Source organism: Hamadaea sp. NPDC051192, assembly GCF_040682475.1.
Lineage (GTDB): Bacteria > Actinomycetota > Actinomycetes > Mycobacteriales > Micromonosporaceae > Hamadaea > Hamadaea flava.
Genome location: NZ_JBFBAZ010000105.1, coordinates 14,361 through 28,440 on the forward strand (window position 1 = coordinate 14,361; position 14,080 = coordinate 28,440).

16 protein-coding genes and 1 pseudogene are annotated in these 14,080 nt (G+C 71.2%); 10 read left to right on the forward strand and 7 right to left on the reverse strand.

The genetic code is table 11. The annotated features are described in order from the left end of the window. Positions 1–16: 16 nt before the first annotated feature. Positions 17–532 carry a GrpB family protein gene (locus AB0M47_RS31390; RefSeq protein WP_363420421.1) on the reverse strand — a complete coding sequence of 172 codons (516 nt, stop codon included), beginning with the start codon at positions 530–532 and terminating at the stop codon, positions 17–19. Between the two features lie 100 nt (positions 533–632). Beyond that, entirely contained in the window at positions 633–1,601 is a 969-nt protein-coding gene (gene ligD, locus AB0M47_RS31395) for a non-homologous end-joining DNA ligase (protein ID WP_363420423.1), read from the reverse strand. Positions 1,602–1,648: 47 nt separating this feature from the next. Between ligD and AB0M47_RS31400 the strand changes: the two genes are divergently transcribed. Next, a complete protein-coding gene (locus AB0M47_RS31400; protein ID WP_363420425.1) occupies positions 1,649–2,380 on the forward strand; it encodes an NAD(P)-dependent oxidoreductase in 732 nt (243 codons plus the stop codon). Between the two features lie 28 nt (positions 2,381–2,408). Here the strand turns inward: AB0M47_RS31400 and AB0M47_RS31405 are convergent, their stop codons facing one another. The 3 genes from AB0M47_RS31405 to AB0M47_RS31415 all read right to left on the reverse strand — a co-directional run bounded on the left by AB0M47_RS31405 (position 2,409) and on the right by AB0M47_RS31415 (position 5,360). Continuing rightward, entirely contained in the window at positions 2,409–3,116 is a 708-nt protein-coding gene (locus AB0M47_RS31405; protein WP_363420427.1) for a nucleotidyltransferase domain-containing protein, read from the reverse strand. Between the two features lie 64 nt (positions 3,117–3,180). Then, positions 3,181–3,666 (reverse strand): hypothetical protein, encoded by a 486-nt coding sequence (locus AB0M47_RS31410; protein WP_363420429.1) that lies wholly within the window; start codon positions 3,664–3,666, stop codon positions 3,181–3,183. A gap of 35 nt (positions 3,667–3,701) precedes the next feature. Continuing rightward, a complete protein-coding gene (locus AB0M47_RS31415; protein ID WP_363420432.1) occupies positions 3,702–5,360 on the reverse strand; it encodes a RecQ family ATP-dependent DNA helicase in 1,659 nt (552 codons plus the stop codon). Positions 5,361–5,431: 71 nt separating this feature from the next. Here AB0M47_RS31415 and AB0M47_RS31420 point away from each other — a divergent pair, with 71 nt between their 5' ends. Beyond that, the gene (locus AB0M47_RS31420; RefSeq protein ID WP_363420435.1) at positions 5,432–6,214 is read left to right on the forward strand and encodes an SDR family oxidoreductase; all 783 of its coding nucleotides are present in this window, start codon (positions 5,432–5,434) and stop codon (positions 6,212–6,214) included. A 110-nt stretch (positions 6,215–6,324) separates the two neighbouring features. On the opposite strand, the gene AB0M47_RS31425 is transcribed toward AB0M47_RS31420, so the two are convergent. Further along, positions 6,325–6,507 carry a hypothetical protein gene (locus tag AB0M47_RS31425; protein WP_363420438.1) on the reverse strand — a complete coding sequence of 61 codons (183 nt, stop codon included), beginning with the start codon at positions 6,505–6,507 and terminating at the stop codon, positions 6,325–6,327. 156 nt (positions 6,508–6,663) lie between these two features. Next, positions 6,664–6,879 carry a DUF2795 domain-containing protein gene (locus AB0M47_RS31430; protein ID WP_363420439.1) on the reverse strand — a complete coding sequence of 72 codons (216 nt, stop codon included), beginning with the start codon at positions 6,877–6,879 and terminating at the stop codon, positions 6,664–6,666. Positions 6,880–6,991: 112 nt separating this feature from the next. Between AB0M47_RS31430 and AB0M47_RS31435 the strand changes: the two are divergent. The 8 genes and pseudogenes from AB0M47_RS31435 to AB0M47_RS31470 all read left to right on the forward strand — a co-directional run. Then, a pseudogene (locus AB0M47_RS31435) lies at positions 6,992–7,438 on the forward strand (SRPBCC family protein); the annotation flags it as partial. Positions 7,439–7,636: 198 nt separating this feature from the next. Beyond that, the gene (locus tag AB0M47_RS31440) at positions 7,637–8,473 is read left to right on the forward strand and encodes an ABC transporter ATP-binding protein (RefSeq protein WP_363420441.1); all 837 of its coding nucleotides are present in this window, start codon (positions 7,637–7,639) and stop codon (positions 8,471–8,473) included. Then, positions 8,470–9,282, forward strand: a complete 813-nt coding sequence (locus tag AB0M47_RS31445; protein WP_363420443.1) for an ABC transporter permease — start codon at positions 8,470–8,472, stop codon at positions 9,280–9,282. The genes AB0M47_RS31440 and AB0M47_RS31445 overlap by 4 nt, the downstream gene beginning before the upstream one ends. Further along, positions 9,279–10,451 carry a sensor histidine kinase gene (locus tag AB0M47_RS31450; RefSeq protein WP_363420446.1) on the forward strand — a complete coding sequence of 391 codons (1,173 nt, stop codon included), beginning with the start codon at positions 9,279–9,281 and terminating at the stop codon, positions 10,449–10,451. The genes AB0M47_RS31445 and AB0M47_RS31450 overlap by 4 nt, the downstream gene beginning before the upstream one ends. Further along, on the forward strand, positions 10,448–11,065 hold the full coding sequence (locus tag AB0M47_RS31455; RefSeq protein WP_363420447.1) for a response regulator transcription factor: 618 nt from the start codon (positions 10,448–10,450) through the stop codon (positions 11,063–11,065). Before AB0M47_RS31450 ends, AB0M47_RS31455 begins: the two co-directional genes overlap by 4 nt. Before the next feature lie 77 nt (positions 11,066–11,142). After that, positions 11,143–11,955: a hypothetical protein gene (locus tag AB0M47_RS31460; protein WP_363420449.1), complete on the forward strand. Its 813-nt coding sequence runs from the start codon at positions 11,143–11,145 to the stop codon at positions 11,953–11,955. Positions 11,956–11,957: 2 nt separating this feature from the next. After that, entirely contained in the window at positions 11,958–13,160 is a 1,203-nt protein-coding gene (locus AB0M47_RS31465) for a lipid-transfer protein (protein ID WP_363420451.1), read from the forward strand. A gap of 3 nt (positions 13,161–13,163) precedes the next feature. Next, the coding region (locus AB0M47_RS31470; RefSeq protein WP_363420453.1) for a CaiB/BaiF CoA-transferase family protein at positions 13,164–14,080 on the forward strand (917 nt) is incomplete at its 3' end.

Consider the following 14,080-nt stretch of genomic DNA (forward strand, 5'->3'; position numbering starts at 1 on the left):
CAGCTGATCTCCCTGGTCACAGCCGGGCCAGGATCGACTCGATGAACGGCGCCTTGCCCGCCCGGTACGCCGGGCGGTCGTGCCGATCCGCCGCGGCCAGCTCGGTCTTGATCCGGGCGTACTCGGCTGCGTCGTCCGGATGGCTGCGCAGGTGATCCCGGAACTTCAGCAGCGGCCGCCAGTCCCAGTCCTCGCCGACCAGGTGCAGGTGGTGCGTACGCCAGGCGATGTCGGGATAGCAGAACGACCATTTGCGCTGGGCGTCGTCGGCCGGCTCCGGGGCATGCACCCAGCCGATGCCGGCCAGAGCGGCGGTCAGCGGCCCGGTCAGCGACGGCTCCCACTGCGGCACCCGGGCGAGCATGTCGATGATCGGCTTCGCGGGCAGGCCGGGCACCGAGGTGCTCCCGATGTGCTCGACCGGACCGGACAGCCACTCGCCGAGCGCCGCGGTCACCCGGTCGTGCTGCTCGGCGTACGCCGCCGGCCACCCCGGGTCGGCGGGGACGATGTCGATCGGATCACGTCGCACCCGGAAGAGGAAACTCTGGTCGGCACCGGCGGGCAAGCCTATTTCGCTCACGGCGTGCGAAAAGGCCGCGCTCCATCGATGAGCGTCCCCGCGCGGGCGATCACCAGGTGATCCGCGCCTCGGCCGGGCGGCGTTCGGGCCGCAGCCCTCGCCAGGACGGATGCCGCAGCCGCCCGTCCGGGGTCACGTTGCGATACACGATCTCGCCGACGAGGTCCGGCTCGACCCAGCGCGCCTTCCTCGCGTACATCCGGGGAACCTCCTCGTCGTAGGGCGACGTCTCGCGGAGCAGGGGCTTGAGCAGGGACATCAGCTGGTCGAGGACCTTGTCGCTGAAGCCGGTGCCGACGTGGCCGATGAATCGGAGGCGGCCGTCGCCGTCGTACGCGCCGAGCAACAGCGCGCCGAGGCTGCCCGCACGGCGGCCCTCCCCCGCGGTATAGCCACAGACGACGGCCTCGGCCGTGGCGAACAGCGGTGTCTTGATCCAGCCCCGCGAACGGCGGCCCGGTTCGTAGACGCCGTCGGTCCGCTTGGCGACGACGCCTTCGAGCCGCTGCTGCCGGGCGGCGGCCTGCACGTCGTCGCCGTCGCCGGTGAAGTACGGCGGCACCGCCAGCGCGTTGCCCGCCAGACCGAGCCCTTCGAGCCCCTCGCGCCGCTGTGTCCAGGGTTTCGAGAGCACCGCCGTACGCCGATAGAGCAGGTCGAACGCGAAATACCGCACCGGAACCGCCGCGACGAGGGCGGCCGACGGCCGGCTGACGTGCATCCGGCGTTGCAGCAAGGCGAAGGACGGCGCGCCCGTCGCCGGATCGAGCGCGACGATCTCGCCGTCGAGCGTGATCGACCGGTACGCCCCCAGCTCGGCCAGCTCCGGATAGCTGCTCGTCAGATCCAGATTGTTGCGGCTGACCAGGCGCAGCCCGCCGGTCGAGCTGGTCGACGCGACCGCCCGGATGCCGTCCCATTTGAACTCGAACGCCCAGCCGGGACCCTGCGGAATGGGTCCGGCGGTGGCCAGCATCGGGTCCACCGCCGGCGGCCAGCTCGGGCGGGAAGTGCTCACGCTTCGATCATCTCCGTTCCCGCGCGCGTTGGTGGGATCATCGACTGATGCGCATACTGCTAATCGGGGGCGCGGGCTACGTCGGCGCGCTGCTGCTGCCGTACCTGACCCGCCGGCACGAGGTCGTCGTGTTCGACCGTAAACCGCCCAGCACGCCGACTGAGCACATCGTCGGCGACGCGACCGACCTGTCCGCCTTACGGCGCGCGTTGAAGGGCGCCGACGTCCTGATCCACTGCGCCATGGGCGCGGACGATCTCGATCCGGCCGTCGGGGCGGCCCAGGCGTACGACGTGAACGTGAAGTCGGTCCACCTCGCGCTGCTCGCCGCGCACGAGAACGGAGTGCCGCACGCTGTCTACATCAGCAGCCTGTCCGTCTATCGCGACCTGCTCGACCGTACGCTGACCGGCGAGGAGCCGCCGGACGCCACCGACCTCTACGGGCTGACCAAACAGCTCGGCGAGCAGGTATGCCACGCGGCCGCCCGCGAATGGGGACTGACCGTGACGATCCTGCGACTCACCTGGCCCACCGCCGACGCCGACTGGCCGGCCTGGACCCGGTGGGACGAGCCGATCGTGCACCACACCGGCGACGGCGTCCTGGTCGAGCCCACCGCCGCCAGCGACCTCGCGGCCGCCGTACTGTCCGCAATGGACTATCGGAACGGTTGCGAGACGTTCCTCGTCTCGGGCGACACCTCCGCCCGGCGCTGGAGCATCGACAAGGCCCGGCGACTCCTCGGCTGGGAGCCGAAGTTCGAGCCCCCCGCCTGAACCGCCCCGTTCAGCGCGCCTCGGGCGCTCAGGTCGCCGAGCGGGGCCGTATGCCGGCGGCCCGGTAGCCCTCGAAGAGGGGTCCCCCGGCCGTGTCCAGCACTTCCCGCGCGAACTTCGCGGTCGCGACCGGGTCGCCGGATGCCGCCAGCCACCGCCCCGCCAGCTCCGCGTCGAGGTCGCGCAGTTCGCGCAGGAGCCATTTGCTCGTGCCGGTCCAGTGCCCGGCCAGCGCCAGAGCCTGCTGCGCCGACGCCGTCCACAACGCGGTCGCGATCACCGTGCGTTCGCCCGCGTCGACGGCATGGGCGAGATCGTCCAGCAAGTCGGTCAGACCGTAGCGGACGTATTCCCGGTCGGCGTCGCTGAGCCCCCGTGGCCCGGCGGCCAGCACCCGGGCGCAGCGCGCTGGCCGGTCGCCGGGATCGCCGAGAATCGGCAGACCGGTCGCGATCATCCGATGCAGCACCGGGCGCCGCTCGGCGACGTCCTTGTCCAGGTAGTACGTCATGGTCTGTTCGTCGTGCACGAACAGTTCGACCGGCCAGCCGCGGTAATAACGGGAGTCCCGATGCGGCGCCTGTGAGTCTCCGTCCGGCAACACCACGACGATGTCCAGGTCGGAACCGGGTGTGCGGTGCGCGGTCAGGACACTGCCCGCCAGCACCGCCCATCGGGCGAGCGGAAACAGTTCCAGGACCAGATCTCGCGCCACCGCGACCGGTTCGTCGTGCATCTGGTCAGCATTCCCCGCGTACGCCGAAAGTGCCAACCAGATCGTGGTGACCGGCTCCGTCCGCTCAGTCGTTGAGCACCCGCACCAGATCGTCGCGGAAGGACTGCTCGGCCGCGCTGACCTCGGTGCCCCCGATGCCGAGCACACCGCCGCTGGACGCCGCGGTGACGACCTCCTCGACGATGGTGACCAGCCAGTGCTTGTACGCCGACCCGTCGGCCTCGTGGCCGCGCTCGTCGAGCAGCTGTGCCGCCGCCTTGGCCCGGTCGAGCGCGTCGGCCGCCACCGCGACCGGGTCGCCGGGGGCGAAGACCGGCAGGCTCGCCTCCTCCTCGCTGTCGGGGTCACCCAGCCGGGCGACGATCTCGGTGGCGACCGACCGCACCAGTTCGCTCGCCGAGTCCCGGCCGTCGGAGATCGCCGACATCCCGGCCGCGTTCTCGGCGGCCGTCCGGCGGGCGCTGTCCTCCTCGGCCGCGCTCGCGGCGAGCAGCACCGCCTGCGGCAGGCCGACCAGCAGTCCCCATTCGGCGTCGGTGAAGCCGTTCACGTTTACCCCCTCGAATCGGTGAAGCCTGTCGTAATTTAGTCGACCACGAGCAGCTGCTGCGCCCGCACCACGGGCACCGACAGCGTCTTGTAGCCGACCTCGTCGAACAGCACCGTCATCTTGTCGCCGTCGTAGCCGAGCACCAGGCCGGAGCCCCACTCGGCATGGCGTACGCCGGTGTGCACGGTGAACGGCCGGTCGTCGGAGACTCCCTCGCCCGGTCGCACGTGGCAGTTGTCGCAGTGCCCGCACTGCTTGGGAACGTGCTCGCCGAAGTACGCCAGCAGCACCTGGGCGCGGCAGGACCGGCTCTGCGCGAACGCCCGCATCATGTCGCCACGCGTCTGCCCGACCGCCTGCCGCCGCTCGAACTGGGCCAGGGCCGCCTGCGCCGCCGCGACCGGCTCCGGCGCGTAACGCGGGCTGACCACCTTGTTGTTCGCCAGTGTGTCGGCCGCGCCGACCTCTTCGAGCAGCCCGAGCAGCTGGGCGATCTTGCGGGCGCTCAGTCCGCTGCGCTCCTTCAGCTGCGTCTTGGTCGCCGGTCCCCCGGTACGCAGCAGCGCCGCGAGGTCGCGCAGCTCGGCGTGGTCCGGCGAGCCGCCGTTGAAGAACCGTTGCAGCGCCTCGTCCTCCATCCGCCACAGCAACAGGGTGCGGGCGGGCTGGCCGTCGCGACCGGCCCGGCCGATCTCCTGCAGGTAGCTGTCGGGCGAGTCCGGCAACGCCACGTGGGCGATCCACCGGATGTCGGGCTTGTCGATGCCCATCCCGAACGCCGAGGTCGCCACCATGACGGGGATCTCGCCGTCGCTGAACTCCAGATGCCGCTTCTCCCGGACGCCCCCGGCCATGCCGCCGTGGTAGAACGCCGCCTTGAACCCGGCCGAGACGAGCCGGTCGGAGAGTTCCTCGGCGGCCCGCCGCGTCGGCACGTAGATGATGCCGGACCGGCCGTCCTCCTCCTTCAGGAAGGCCGACAGCCGCCGCCACCGATACTGCTCGTCGGAGCAGTACGCCACTTCGAGGTGCAGGTTCGGACGGTCCAATCCGGACACGATGGTCTGGTGCCGGCGGAGGTCCAGCCGCGTCGCGATGTCCTCCCTGACCGGCGGCGAGGCGGTCGCCGTCAGCGCCACCACCGGCGGCCGCCCGAGATCGGCGATGAACCGGCCGAGCCCGAGATAGTCCGGCCGGAAGTCGTAGCCCCAGGCCGACAGGCAGTGCGCCTCGTCGACGGCGACGAGCGACGGCTTCAGCTCGCGCACCTGCCGTGCCCGCTCCGGATCGGCCAGTTGCTCCGGCGTGGTGAACAGGAACCGGGCCCGGCCCTCACGCACCTCGGCCAGGGCGGCCGCCTGCTGCGTCGGCGTCTCGGCCGAGCTGATGCGCACCGCGCGCAACTGCGGAACCCCGCGATCGTTCAGCGACGCGAGCTGGTCCTGCTGCAAGGCCAGCAGCGGCGAGATGACGATCGTCGGGCCGGGCAGCAGGGTCGCCGGAATCTGGTAGACGGCGGACTTCCCCGCCCCGGTGGGCAGCACCACGAGGGTGTCACGGCCCGACATGATCGACCGCATCGCGGCCAGCTGCCCGTCACGCAGACGGCGCCAGCCGAACACCTGCCGTGCGGCGCGGCGCAACCGGAACGAGTGCAGCAGGTGAAACGGGGGGAACGACAGAAGTGATCTCATCGGCGCTGACGCTACCCGGTGGGTCTGACGAGCAAACCCGGACGCCGCGCGACACCGCTTAAGGTGACGTCATGACGACACCACCCCCGGACCGGCCGGACGCGCCGGTCGCCGCGATAACCGGTGCGGCGCAAGGCATCGGCGCCCGGATCGCCGAAGTCCTCCAGGCGGCCGGGTTCCGGCTCGCCCTGCTGGACCGGCAGGAGGTCACCGCGTTCCCGGACGCGCTGACCCTCACCGGCGACGTCACGAACGAGGCGGACGTGGCGGCGTACGCCGGCGCGGTCAACGAGCGCTACGGCCGGATCGACGTCCTGGTCAACAACGCCGGCATCGCCTGCATCAGCCCGGCCGAGGAGACTCCGGCGGCGCTGTGGCGGCAGGTCGTCGACGTGAACCTGACCGGGCCGTTCCTGCTCTGCCAGTCGTTCGGCCGGCAGATGCTGGCCGCGGGCGCGGGGTCCATAGTGAACATCGCGTCGGTGGCGGGCCTGTTCGGCGTCGCCGACCGGGCGGCGTACAACGCGAGCAAACACGGGCTGATCGGGCTCACCCGGACGCTGGCCGTCGAGTGGGGCGGCCGCGGCGTACGCGTCAACGCGGTGTGTCCCGGCTGGGTGAAGACTCCGATGGACGACGCGTCGCAGGGCGAGGGCGCGTACGGCGACGGGGACATCGTCGACCACGTGCCGCTGGGCCGGTTCGCCACCCCGGACGACGTCGCGCAGGCGGTCGCCTTCCTGGCCGATCCGCGGCGCAGCGCGTTCGTCAACGGCGTGACGCTGTCGGTGGACGGCGGCTGGGCGGCCGACGGCTCATGGCAGTCGCTGCGCCTCGACGCCCGCGCCCGCTGACACCCAAGCAGGTCACCCGGGCTCGATGACACCCGGTGGCGCGGAGAGGGGCGCCCGGAGAGCAGAGAGGGCGGCCCGCCGCAGCGCGCCGCCCTCTCGAACGAGACCGCTTACTTGTCGATGACGTCCTTGGCGGCGTCGGCTGCCTTGTCGATGCCGCCGGACGCCTTCCCGCCCGTCGCGTCGTCGGCCTTGTCGGCCGCGGTGTCGACGTGTTCCTTCAGCTTGTCGTCGCCGCCGACCTTGTCGGAGACCTTGTCGACAGCGTCCGCGATCTTGTCCGAGATGCCCATGTCAACCCCCGTACGCCCAGGTCCCCCGCGGACTCCGGGCGCTTCCGATGCTAGGGCCGCGACTGCCGCATCGGGGCGGATTCGCCAGATTCCCGGCCGGCATACGCATACCCGCGCGCCGTCCGGGTAGTTGTCCGGCATGGCATAGACAACCGGTCAAGCGTCACGCTCGGCGGACATCAGCCGGATCGACTCGGCCACCTCGTCGCGTTCGTATTCGCCCTCGGGCAGCGCGTCGAGTCGGCTGAGCGTCTCGGCGGGCAGGTCCGCGGCGGTGGCCCGGCGGACGATCTCGTCCCGGGTCACCCGCTCGTCGGCGACGTAGATCTCGTCGAGGAGTTCCTCGAGCCCCGGCAGCGGAACACCGCTCATCGCACACACCTCCGTACTCCATGGAGCGAGCGCTGCGGTACCCGGGTTCGACGAGGCCAAACGCGCCATCGCGAAGGTGGCCTGGCCGGTTGGACGACCGAAAGGAGCCGGCATGACCAGCCAGACCGAGACCGTGGAAGTCGCGGTGCCGGTCCACACCGCGTACAACCAATGGACCCAGTTCGAACAGTTCCCCAAGTTCATGAAGCGGGTCAAGGAGGTCCGGCAGATCAACGACACCCTGACCCACTGGACGGTGGAGATCAACGGGGTACGCCGGGAGTTCGACGCGCAGATCACCGAACAGCAGCCGGACCGCCGGGTGGCCTGGAGGTCGACCAGTGGCACCCGCCAGGGCGGCATGGTCTCCTTCCAGCCGATCGACGCCGACCACACCCGGGTGACGGCGCAGCTGGATCTGGAGCCGGAGGGCTTCGTCGAGACCCTCGCGGACAAGACGGGGATGGTCGGCCATCACGTCAAGGAGGACCTCGAGAACTTCAAGGAGTTCATCGAGGACCGGGGCAGCGAGACCGGCGCCTGGCGCGGCAGCGTCGAGGGCGGCCTCGTGGAGGACCGGGGCACGACCTACCAGTCCCGATCGGCTCAGCCGGGTTCGGCGCTGCCGCGAGACGATCACAATCGTCCACTGTAGTAAGACAGCCCCGAATCCTCGGGTGTCCACCGGTCGGTGGACACCCGAGTTACGTCTCCCGGTCGTCCCGCCGAACCCGATCGGGCGGCGACGCTGGAGAGCATGACGAAAACCATCACGGTTCGCGGCTTGCGCAAGGCGTACGCCGGCCGGGCGGCGGTCGACGGACTCGACCTGGCCGTCGACTCGGGCGAGGTATTCGCCCTGCTCGGCCCGAACGGGGCGGGCAAGACCACCACGGTGGAGATCCTGGAGGGCCACCGTCGGCGGTCGGGCGGCGAGGTCAGCGTCCTCGGCGAGGATCCGGAGACGGCCGGCCGGGCCTGGCGGGCACGGATCGGCATCGTCGCGCAGTCCGTGCACGACCTCGCCGACCTGACCGTCGCCGAGGCGGTACGCCACTTCGCGGCCTGCTACCCGGCCCCCCGCCTGGTCGGCGAAGTAGTCGACCTCGTCGGCCTGACCGAGCAGACGAAGTCCCGCGTACGCACCCTGTCAGGCGGGCAGCGCCGCCGCCTCGACGTGGCGGTCGGCATCGTAGGCCGCCCGGAGCTGCTCTTCCTCGACGAGCCGACGACCGGCTTCGACCCGGCGGCCCGCCGCCGATTCTGGGAGCTCATCCGGCTGCTCAGCAGCGAGGGCACGACGATCCTGCTCACCACGCACTACCTGGAGGAAGCCGAGGTGCTGGCCGACCGGCTGGCGGTGATCGCCGCCGGTCGGATCGTCGCCGAGGGCACACCCGGTTCGATCGGCGGCCGCGAGGCGCGACTGGCCACGGTCACGTGGAGCGACGGCCGGGGCCGCCATGTCGAGCACACCGCCGATCCGGCCGCCTTCATCGCGCAGCGCTCCGCAGCGGGCGCGCTCGACGACCTCACCGTTACCCGGCCCACCCTCGAGGACACCTACCTGAGCCTGATCGGAGAAGCCCGATGAGCACTGTCGCCCTGCCCTCCAGCGGCCGCCTGGGCCTGGCCCGGGGCGCGGTCGAACTGCGCCAGTTCCTGCGGAGCCGGGAGGCCGTCGGGTTCAGCCTGATCTTCCCGGCCCTGCTGCTCGTCCTGCTCGGATCGATCTTCAAGGACTCCTACGGCGAGCATTCGGAGGCGTCGGCGGCACAGGTCTTCTCGGCCAGCATGATCGCGTACGGGATCATCTCGACGGCGTTCATCACGATGGGCGTCGGCATCTCGGCCGACCGCGAGGACGGCACCCTCAAGCGGCTGCGCGGTACGCCGATGACCGTTCTGGCGTACTTCATCGGCAAGCTCACCGTCGTGGCGGTCGCCACCGTGGCCGAGGTCGCGCTGATGCTGGGCGTGGGCGTGGCCGTCTTCGACATGCCGCTGCCGGACGAGCCCGGGCGCTGGCTGACCTTCTCCTGGGTGCTGGCCCTGTCCATCGTGGCCTGCACGGCGATGGGCGTCACCGCCAGTTCCCTCGTACGCTCGTCGCGCAGCGCGGGCGTGGTGCTGAACGTGCCGGTCGTCGCGCTCCAGTTCCTCTCCGGGATCTTCGTGCACCCGATCACGATGCTTCCGCAGTGGATGGTGACGATCGCGTCCTTCTTCCCGGTCAAGTGGATGGGCCAGGGTTTCCGGTCGGTCTTCCTGCCGGACTCGATGGCCGCGCACGAGATGACCGGCGGCTGGGAGCCCGGCCGGACGGCTCTCGTGCTGGGGGCCTGGTGTGTGGTCGGATTGGCCGCGTGCCTACTGACGTTCCGGTGGACCGAGGATCGATGAACGGCTCGCAGTCCTGGTACACGAGCCTGCGGGTCTGGGACGTCTACTTCGCGATCGGATACGCCGTCGTCCTGGTGCTGGTGGCCATCGGTCACAGCGCCGGGACGGCGGTCCGGGCCGGGCTGGCCGCCGTCGCCCTGACCGCGATGGCGGCGTGTTACGTCTGGTGGGGCCGGCCGCTCGTCATGCGGGACACCGAGGGACGGCGGATGTGGCCGTTCATCGGGGTGCAACTCGTGCTCGCGGCCGCCGCGGTCACGGCGGTGCCGATCGCGGCGTACATCAACTTCGCGCTGTCGCCGCTGATGTTCATGAGCCTGCCGCTCGGCCAGGCGATAGCGGGCGCGATCGGGGCCAATCTGGTGCCCGTCGCGGCGGCGCTGATCGGCAGGACAGACCCTGCCGACACGCGCACCACGATGATCATGGCGGTCTTCGGCATGGCGTTGTCCGTGCTGATGGGCGTCTTCATCGTCCGGGTGATCAAGCAGAGCGAGGAGCGGCTGGCGTTGATCGGAGAGCTGGAGGCCAGCCGGGCCGAGGTGGCGCGGCTGTCCCGTCTCGCGGGCGTGGCCGAGGAACGCTCCCGGCTCGCCGGGGAGATCCACGACACCCTCGCCCAGGGCTTCACCAGCATCATCACCCTGCTGCAGGCGGCCGGCCCGGAACTCGACCGCGATCCGGCCCGCGCCCGCGAACATGTCGACCTCGCGGTGCGTACCGCCCGGGACAATCTGGCCGAGTCTCGGGCGCTGATCGCCGCCCTGGCGCCGGTCGCCCTCCACTCGGCCTCGCTGGACCAGGCGATACGCCGTCAGGCCGACCGGCTCGCGGAGGAGACCGGCGTCGCCGTCGCGTACGCCGTGAGTGGCGACCCCGCTCCCCTGCCGACCGCCTGCGAGGTGGTGCTGCTCCGGGCCGCGCAGGAAGCGCTCACCAACGTCCGCCGTCACGCGAGCGCGACCTCTGTGGCCGTGACGCTCGCTTACACCGCCGAACGCGTGACGTTGACCGTCCGAGACGACGGCCGGGGCTTCGACCCGGCAGGCGCCCGCACCGGATTCGGACTCGACGGCATGATAGGCCGGGCGGCGCAGATCGACGGACTGCTCACAGTGGACAGCGCGCCGGGCCGCGGCTGCACGCTCACGCTGGAGGTACGCGCATGATCACCGTCCTGCTCGTGGACGACCACCCCGTCGTCCGGGCCGGACTCCGCGGAATGCTGGAGGCGGAGCCGGACCTGCGAGTCGTCGGCGAAGCGGCGTCCGGCCCGGAGGCGATCACCGCGGCGGCCGCGCTCACCCCTGACGTCATCCTGATGGATCTCCGGATGCCGGGCGGCGACGGAGCCACCGCGACCGAGAAGATCCTGCGCGGAGGCTCGCGCAGCCGGGTCGTGGTGCTCACGACGTATGAGAGCGACGCCGACATCCTGCGTGCGGTCGAGGCGGGCGCATCGGGCTACCTGCTCAAGGACGCCGCCCCGGCGGAGCTGGCCAGCGCCGTACGCGGAGCCGCCCGGGGCGAGACCGTCCTCGCTCCGGCCGTCGCCGGACGCCTGCTGCGCCAAGTGCGCCAACCGGTCCAGCCCGGGCTGTCGGCCCGCGAGGCGGAGGTCCTGAGGCTGGTGGCGCGCGGCCTGACCAACGGTGACATCGGCCGGGAGCTGCACATCTCGGAGGCGACCGTGAAGACCCACCTGCTTCGGGTCTTCAGCAAGCTCGACGTCGACGACCGCACCGCCGCAGTGACCACCGCCATGACCCGGGGCCTGCTCTGATCGGCGGCGACGCTCAAGTCCCACGGGCGACTCCGGCGGGCGACTCCGGCTGCCGGAGCTGAAGTATCTTCGGGCGCATGGTCCGCCTCCTGCAGTGGTTGCTCGCCGTGACCGCGCTCGCCACCGTCGTGGTCGAGATGCTCATCTGGTGGTACGCACAAGGCGGCGACTGGGGTCTGGCGGTGCGTACCGGCTGGGCTTTGCTCCGCTCGCTGGGCTTCCTGCTGCTGATCCGCCAGGTGCGGCTGGGCCGGGCCAGCGCCCGCCCGTTCGGGCTCATCCTCTGCGTGACGACGTTGTTCGCGGTCGCCCGGCTGATCCTGCCGAAACAGGGGCTGCCCACCACGCCGGGCGTACTGGGGTTCGTGGCGCTGTCGGTCCTGTGCGCCGCCGTCCTGGTGCTGCTCTACCGGTCGGCGGAACTGGACACGCATCTGCGGCAGCATCCCCGGCGCATCGTGATGGATCGCAACGGGTTCTCCCTTCAGCAGGTCGCGCCGAAACGCCCGCCGGTATCGGGGTGGCTGCTCACCGCCCGGGTCGCCGGGCTCGCGTACGGGCCGCTGATGCTGGTTCCGGCGATCGTCGCGATCGGGCTCGTCCTCGACGGCCGGGTGACCCTCGTGCCGCTGATCGTCGTCTGGTTCGTCGCCGCCCTCGGGATGAGCTACCTGATGGGGATCGTGACGTTCTTCCTGCTCCGGGGTAAGCGCTGGCCGCGCCCGGTGGTCATCCTGCTCACCGTGGCGGCGTTGGCCGTACAACTGCCGTTGTGCTGGCTGATGCTCGACGGCGACGGGCTCGTGCGGGACGGCGCGCCGCTGGTCGTGACGGCCGGGCTCGCCGTGTACGCGCTGTGGCGCGCGGATGTACCCACGAGTAACCTTTGATCGTGAGCCAAAACGTCTATGTCGTCGGCGTCGGGATGACGCCGTTCCGCAAGCCCGGCAGCGTCGACGCGCAGGGCGACGACGTCGACTACCCGCAGTTGGTGCGGGAGGCGGGCCGAGCGGCGCTGGCCGACGCGGGTGTCGAGTACGCGCAGATCGAGCAGGCGATCGCCGGCTACGTCTACGGCGACTCCACCAGCGGCCAGCGGGGCCTCTACGAGCTGGGCCTGACCGGCATCCCGATCAGCAACGTCAACAACAACTGTTCGACCGGCTCGACCGCGTTGTTCCTCGGGCGACAGCTGATCGCGGGCGGGCTCGCCGACTGCGTACTGGCGGTCGGGTTCGAGAAGATGCAGAAGGGCTCGCTGACGATGGCCTTCGGCGATCGGGAGCCCCCGCTGATGCGGCACCTGGCCGCCCAGGCCGAACTCTACGAGCCGACGACCGCGCCGTACGCCGCCCAGCTGTTCGGCAACGCCGGACGCGAGCACATGGCCAAGTACGGCACCACGGCCGAGCAGTTCGCCCGGATCGCCGAGAAGAACCACCGGCACTCGGCGAACAATCCGTACGCTCAGTTCCAGGACGTCTACACGCTGGACCAGATCCTGGAGTCCAAGATGATCTCCGAGCCGCTGACGAAGCTCCAGTGCTCGCCGACCTCGGACGGATCGGCCGCGGCCGTGCTGGCCAGCGAGCGGTTCGTCGACCAGCACGGGCTGGGCGACCGCGCCGTGCGGATCGCCGCCCAGCACATGGTGACCGACACGCCCGCCACCTTCGAAGACCGCAGCGCCATCAGCGTCGTCGGGGCGGACATGACCCGGCTGGCCGCGCGGAAGGCGTACGACACGGCCGGGCTCGGACCCCAGGACGTACAGGTCGTCGAGCTGCACGACTGCTTCTCGACCAACGAGCTGCTCAGCTACGAGGCGCTCGGCCTGTGCGGCGAGGGCGAGGGCGGGTCGCTGATCGACTCCGGCGCCACCACGTACGGGGGTCGCTGGGTGGTCAACCCGTCCGGTGGGCTCATCTCGAAGGGGCATCCGCTGGGCGCGACCGGACTGGCCCAGTGCGCCGAGCTGACCTGGCAGCTGCGCGGCCAGGCCGGTCCCCGGCAGGTCGACGGCGTACGCGCGGCGTTGCAGCACAACATCGGGCTCGGCGGCGCGGCCGTCGTCACGCTCTACACGAAGGCCTGACGCGTGCCGGGGCCGCTGGCCGGCGTACGCGTCGTGGAGCTGGCCGGGCTCGGCCCCGGCCCGTTCTGCGCCATGCACCTGGCCGACCTCGGGGCCGACGTCGTCCGGATCGACCGCAGTACGCCGTCCTCGCCGGTCGACCCCGACCATGACCTGCTCAACCGGGGCAAGCGGTCGATCGCGCTGGACCTCAAGGAACCGCGGGATCTCGACGTCGCGTTGCAGTTGATCGCGAAGGCCGACCTGCTCATCGAGGGCTACCGGCCCGGCGTCGCCGAACGGCTCGGGCTCGGCCCCGACGTGTGCCTGGCCCGGCAGCCGAAGCTGGTGTACGGGCGGATGACCGGCTGGGGCCAGGAGGGCCCGCGGGCGCAGACCGCGGGGCACGACCTCACCTATCTGGCGTTGACCGGGGTGCTGCACGGCATCGGCCGAGCCGGCGGCCCGCCGCAGATCCCGCTGAACCTGCTCGGCGACTTCGGCGGCGGCGCGCTCTACCTGGCGACCGGGCTGCTCGCCGCGCTCTGGGAAGCCGAACGCAGCGGCCGGGGCCAGGTCGTCGACGCCGCCATCGTGGACGGCGCGGCCCACCTGAACACGCTCACCTGGGGCCTGCTGGCCGGCGGGGCGTGGCGGGACGAACGCGGGGTCAACCTGCTCGACTCGGGCGCGCCCTTCTACGACGTGTACGCGACGGCGGACGGCGAGCACCTGGCGGTCGGCCCGCTGGAGCCCCGATTCTTCGCCGAGTTCGCTCAGCGACTCGGGCAGCCCGACCTCGTCGACCTCCAATACGACGCCGGGCGCTGGCCGGAACTGCGGGAACGACTCCGGACGGCGTTCGCTGGGCGTACCAGGGCCGAATGGACCGAGATCTTCGCGGACGGCGACTCGTGCGTGGCGCCGGTGTTGTCCCTGCG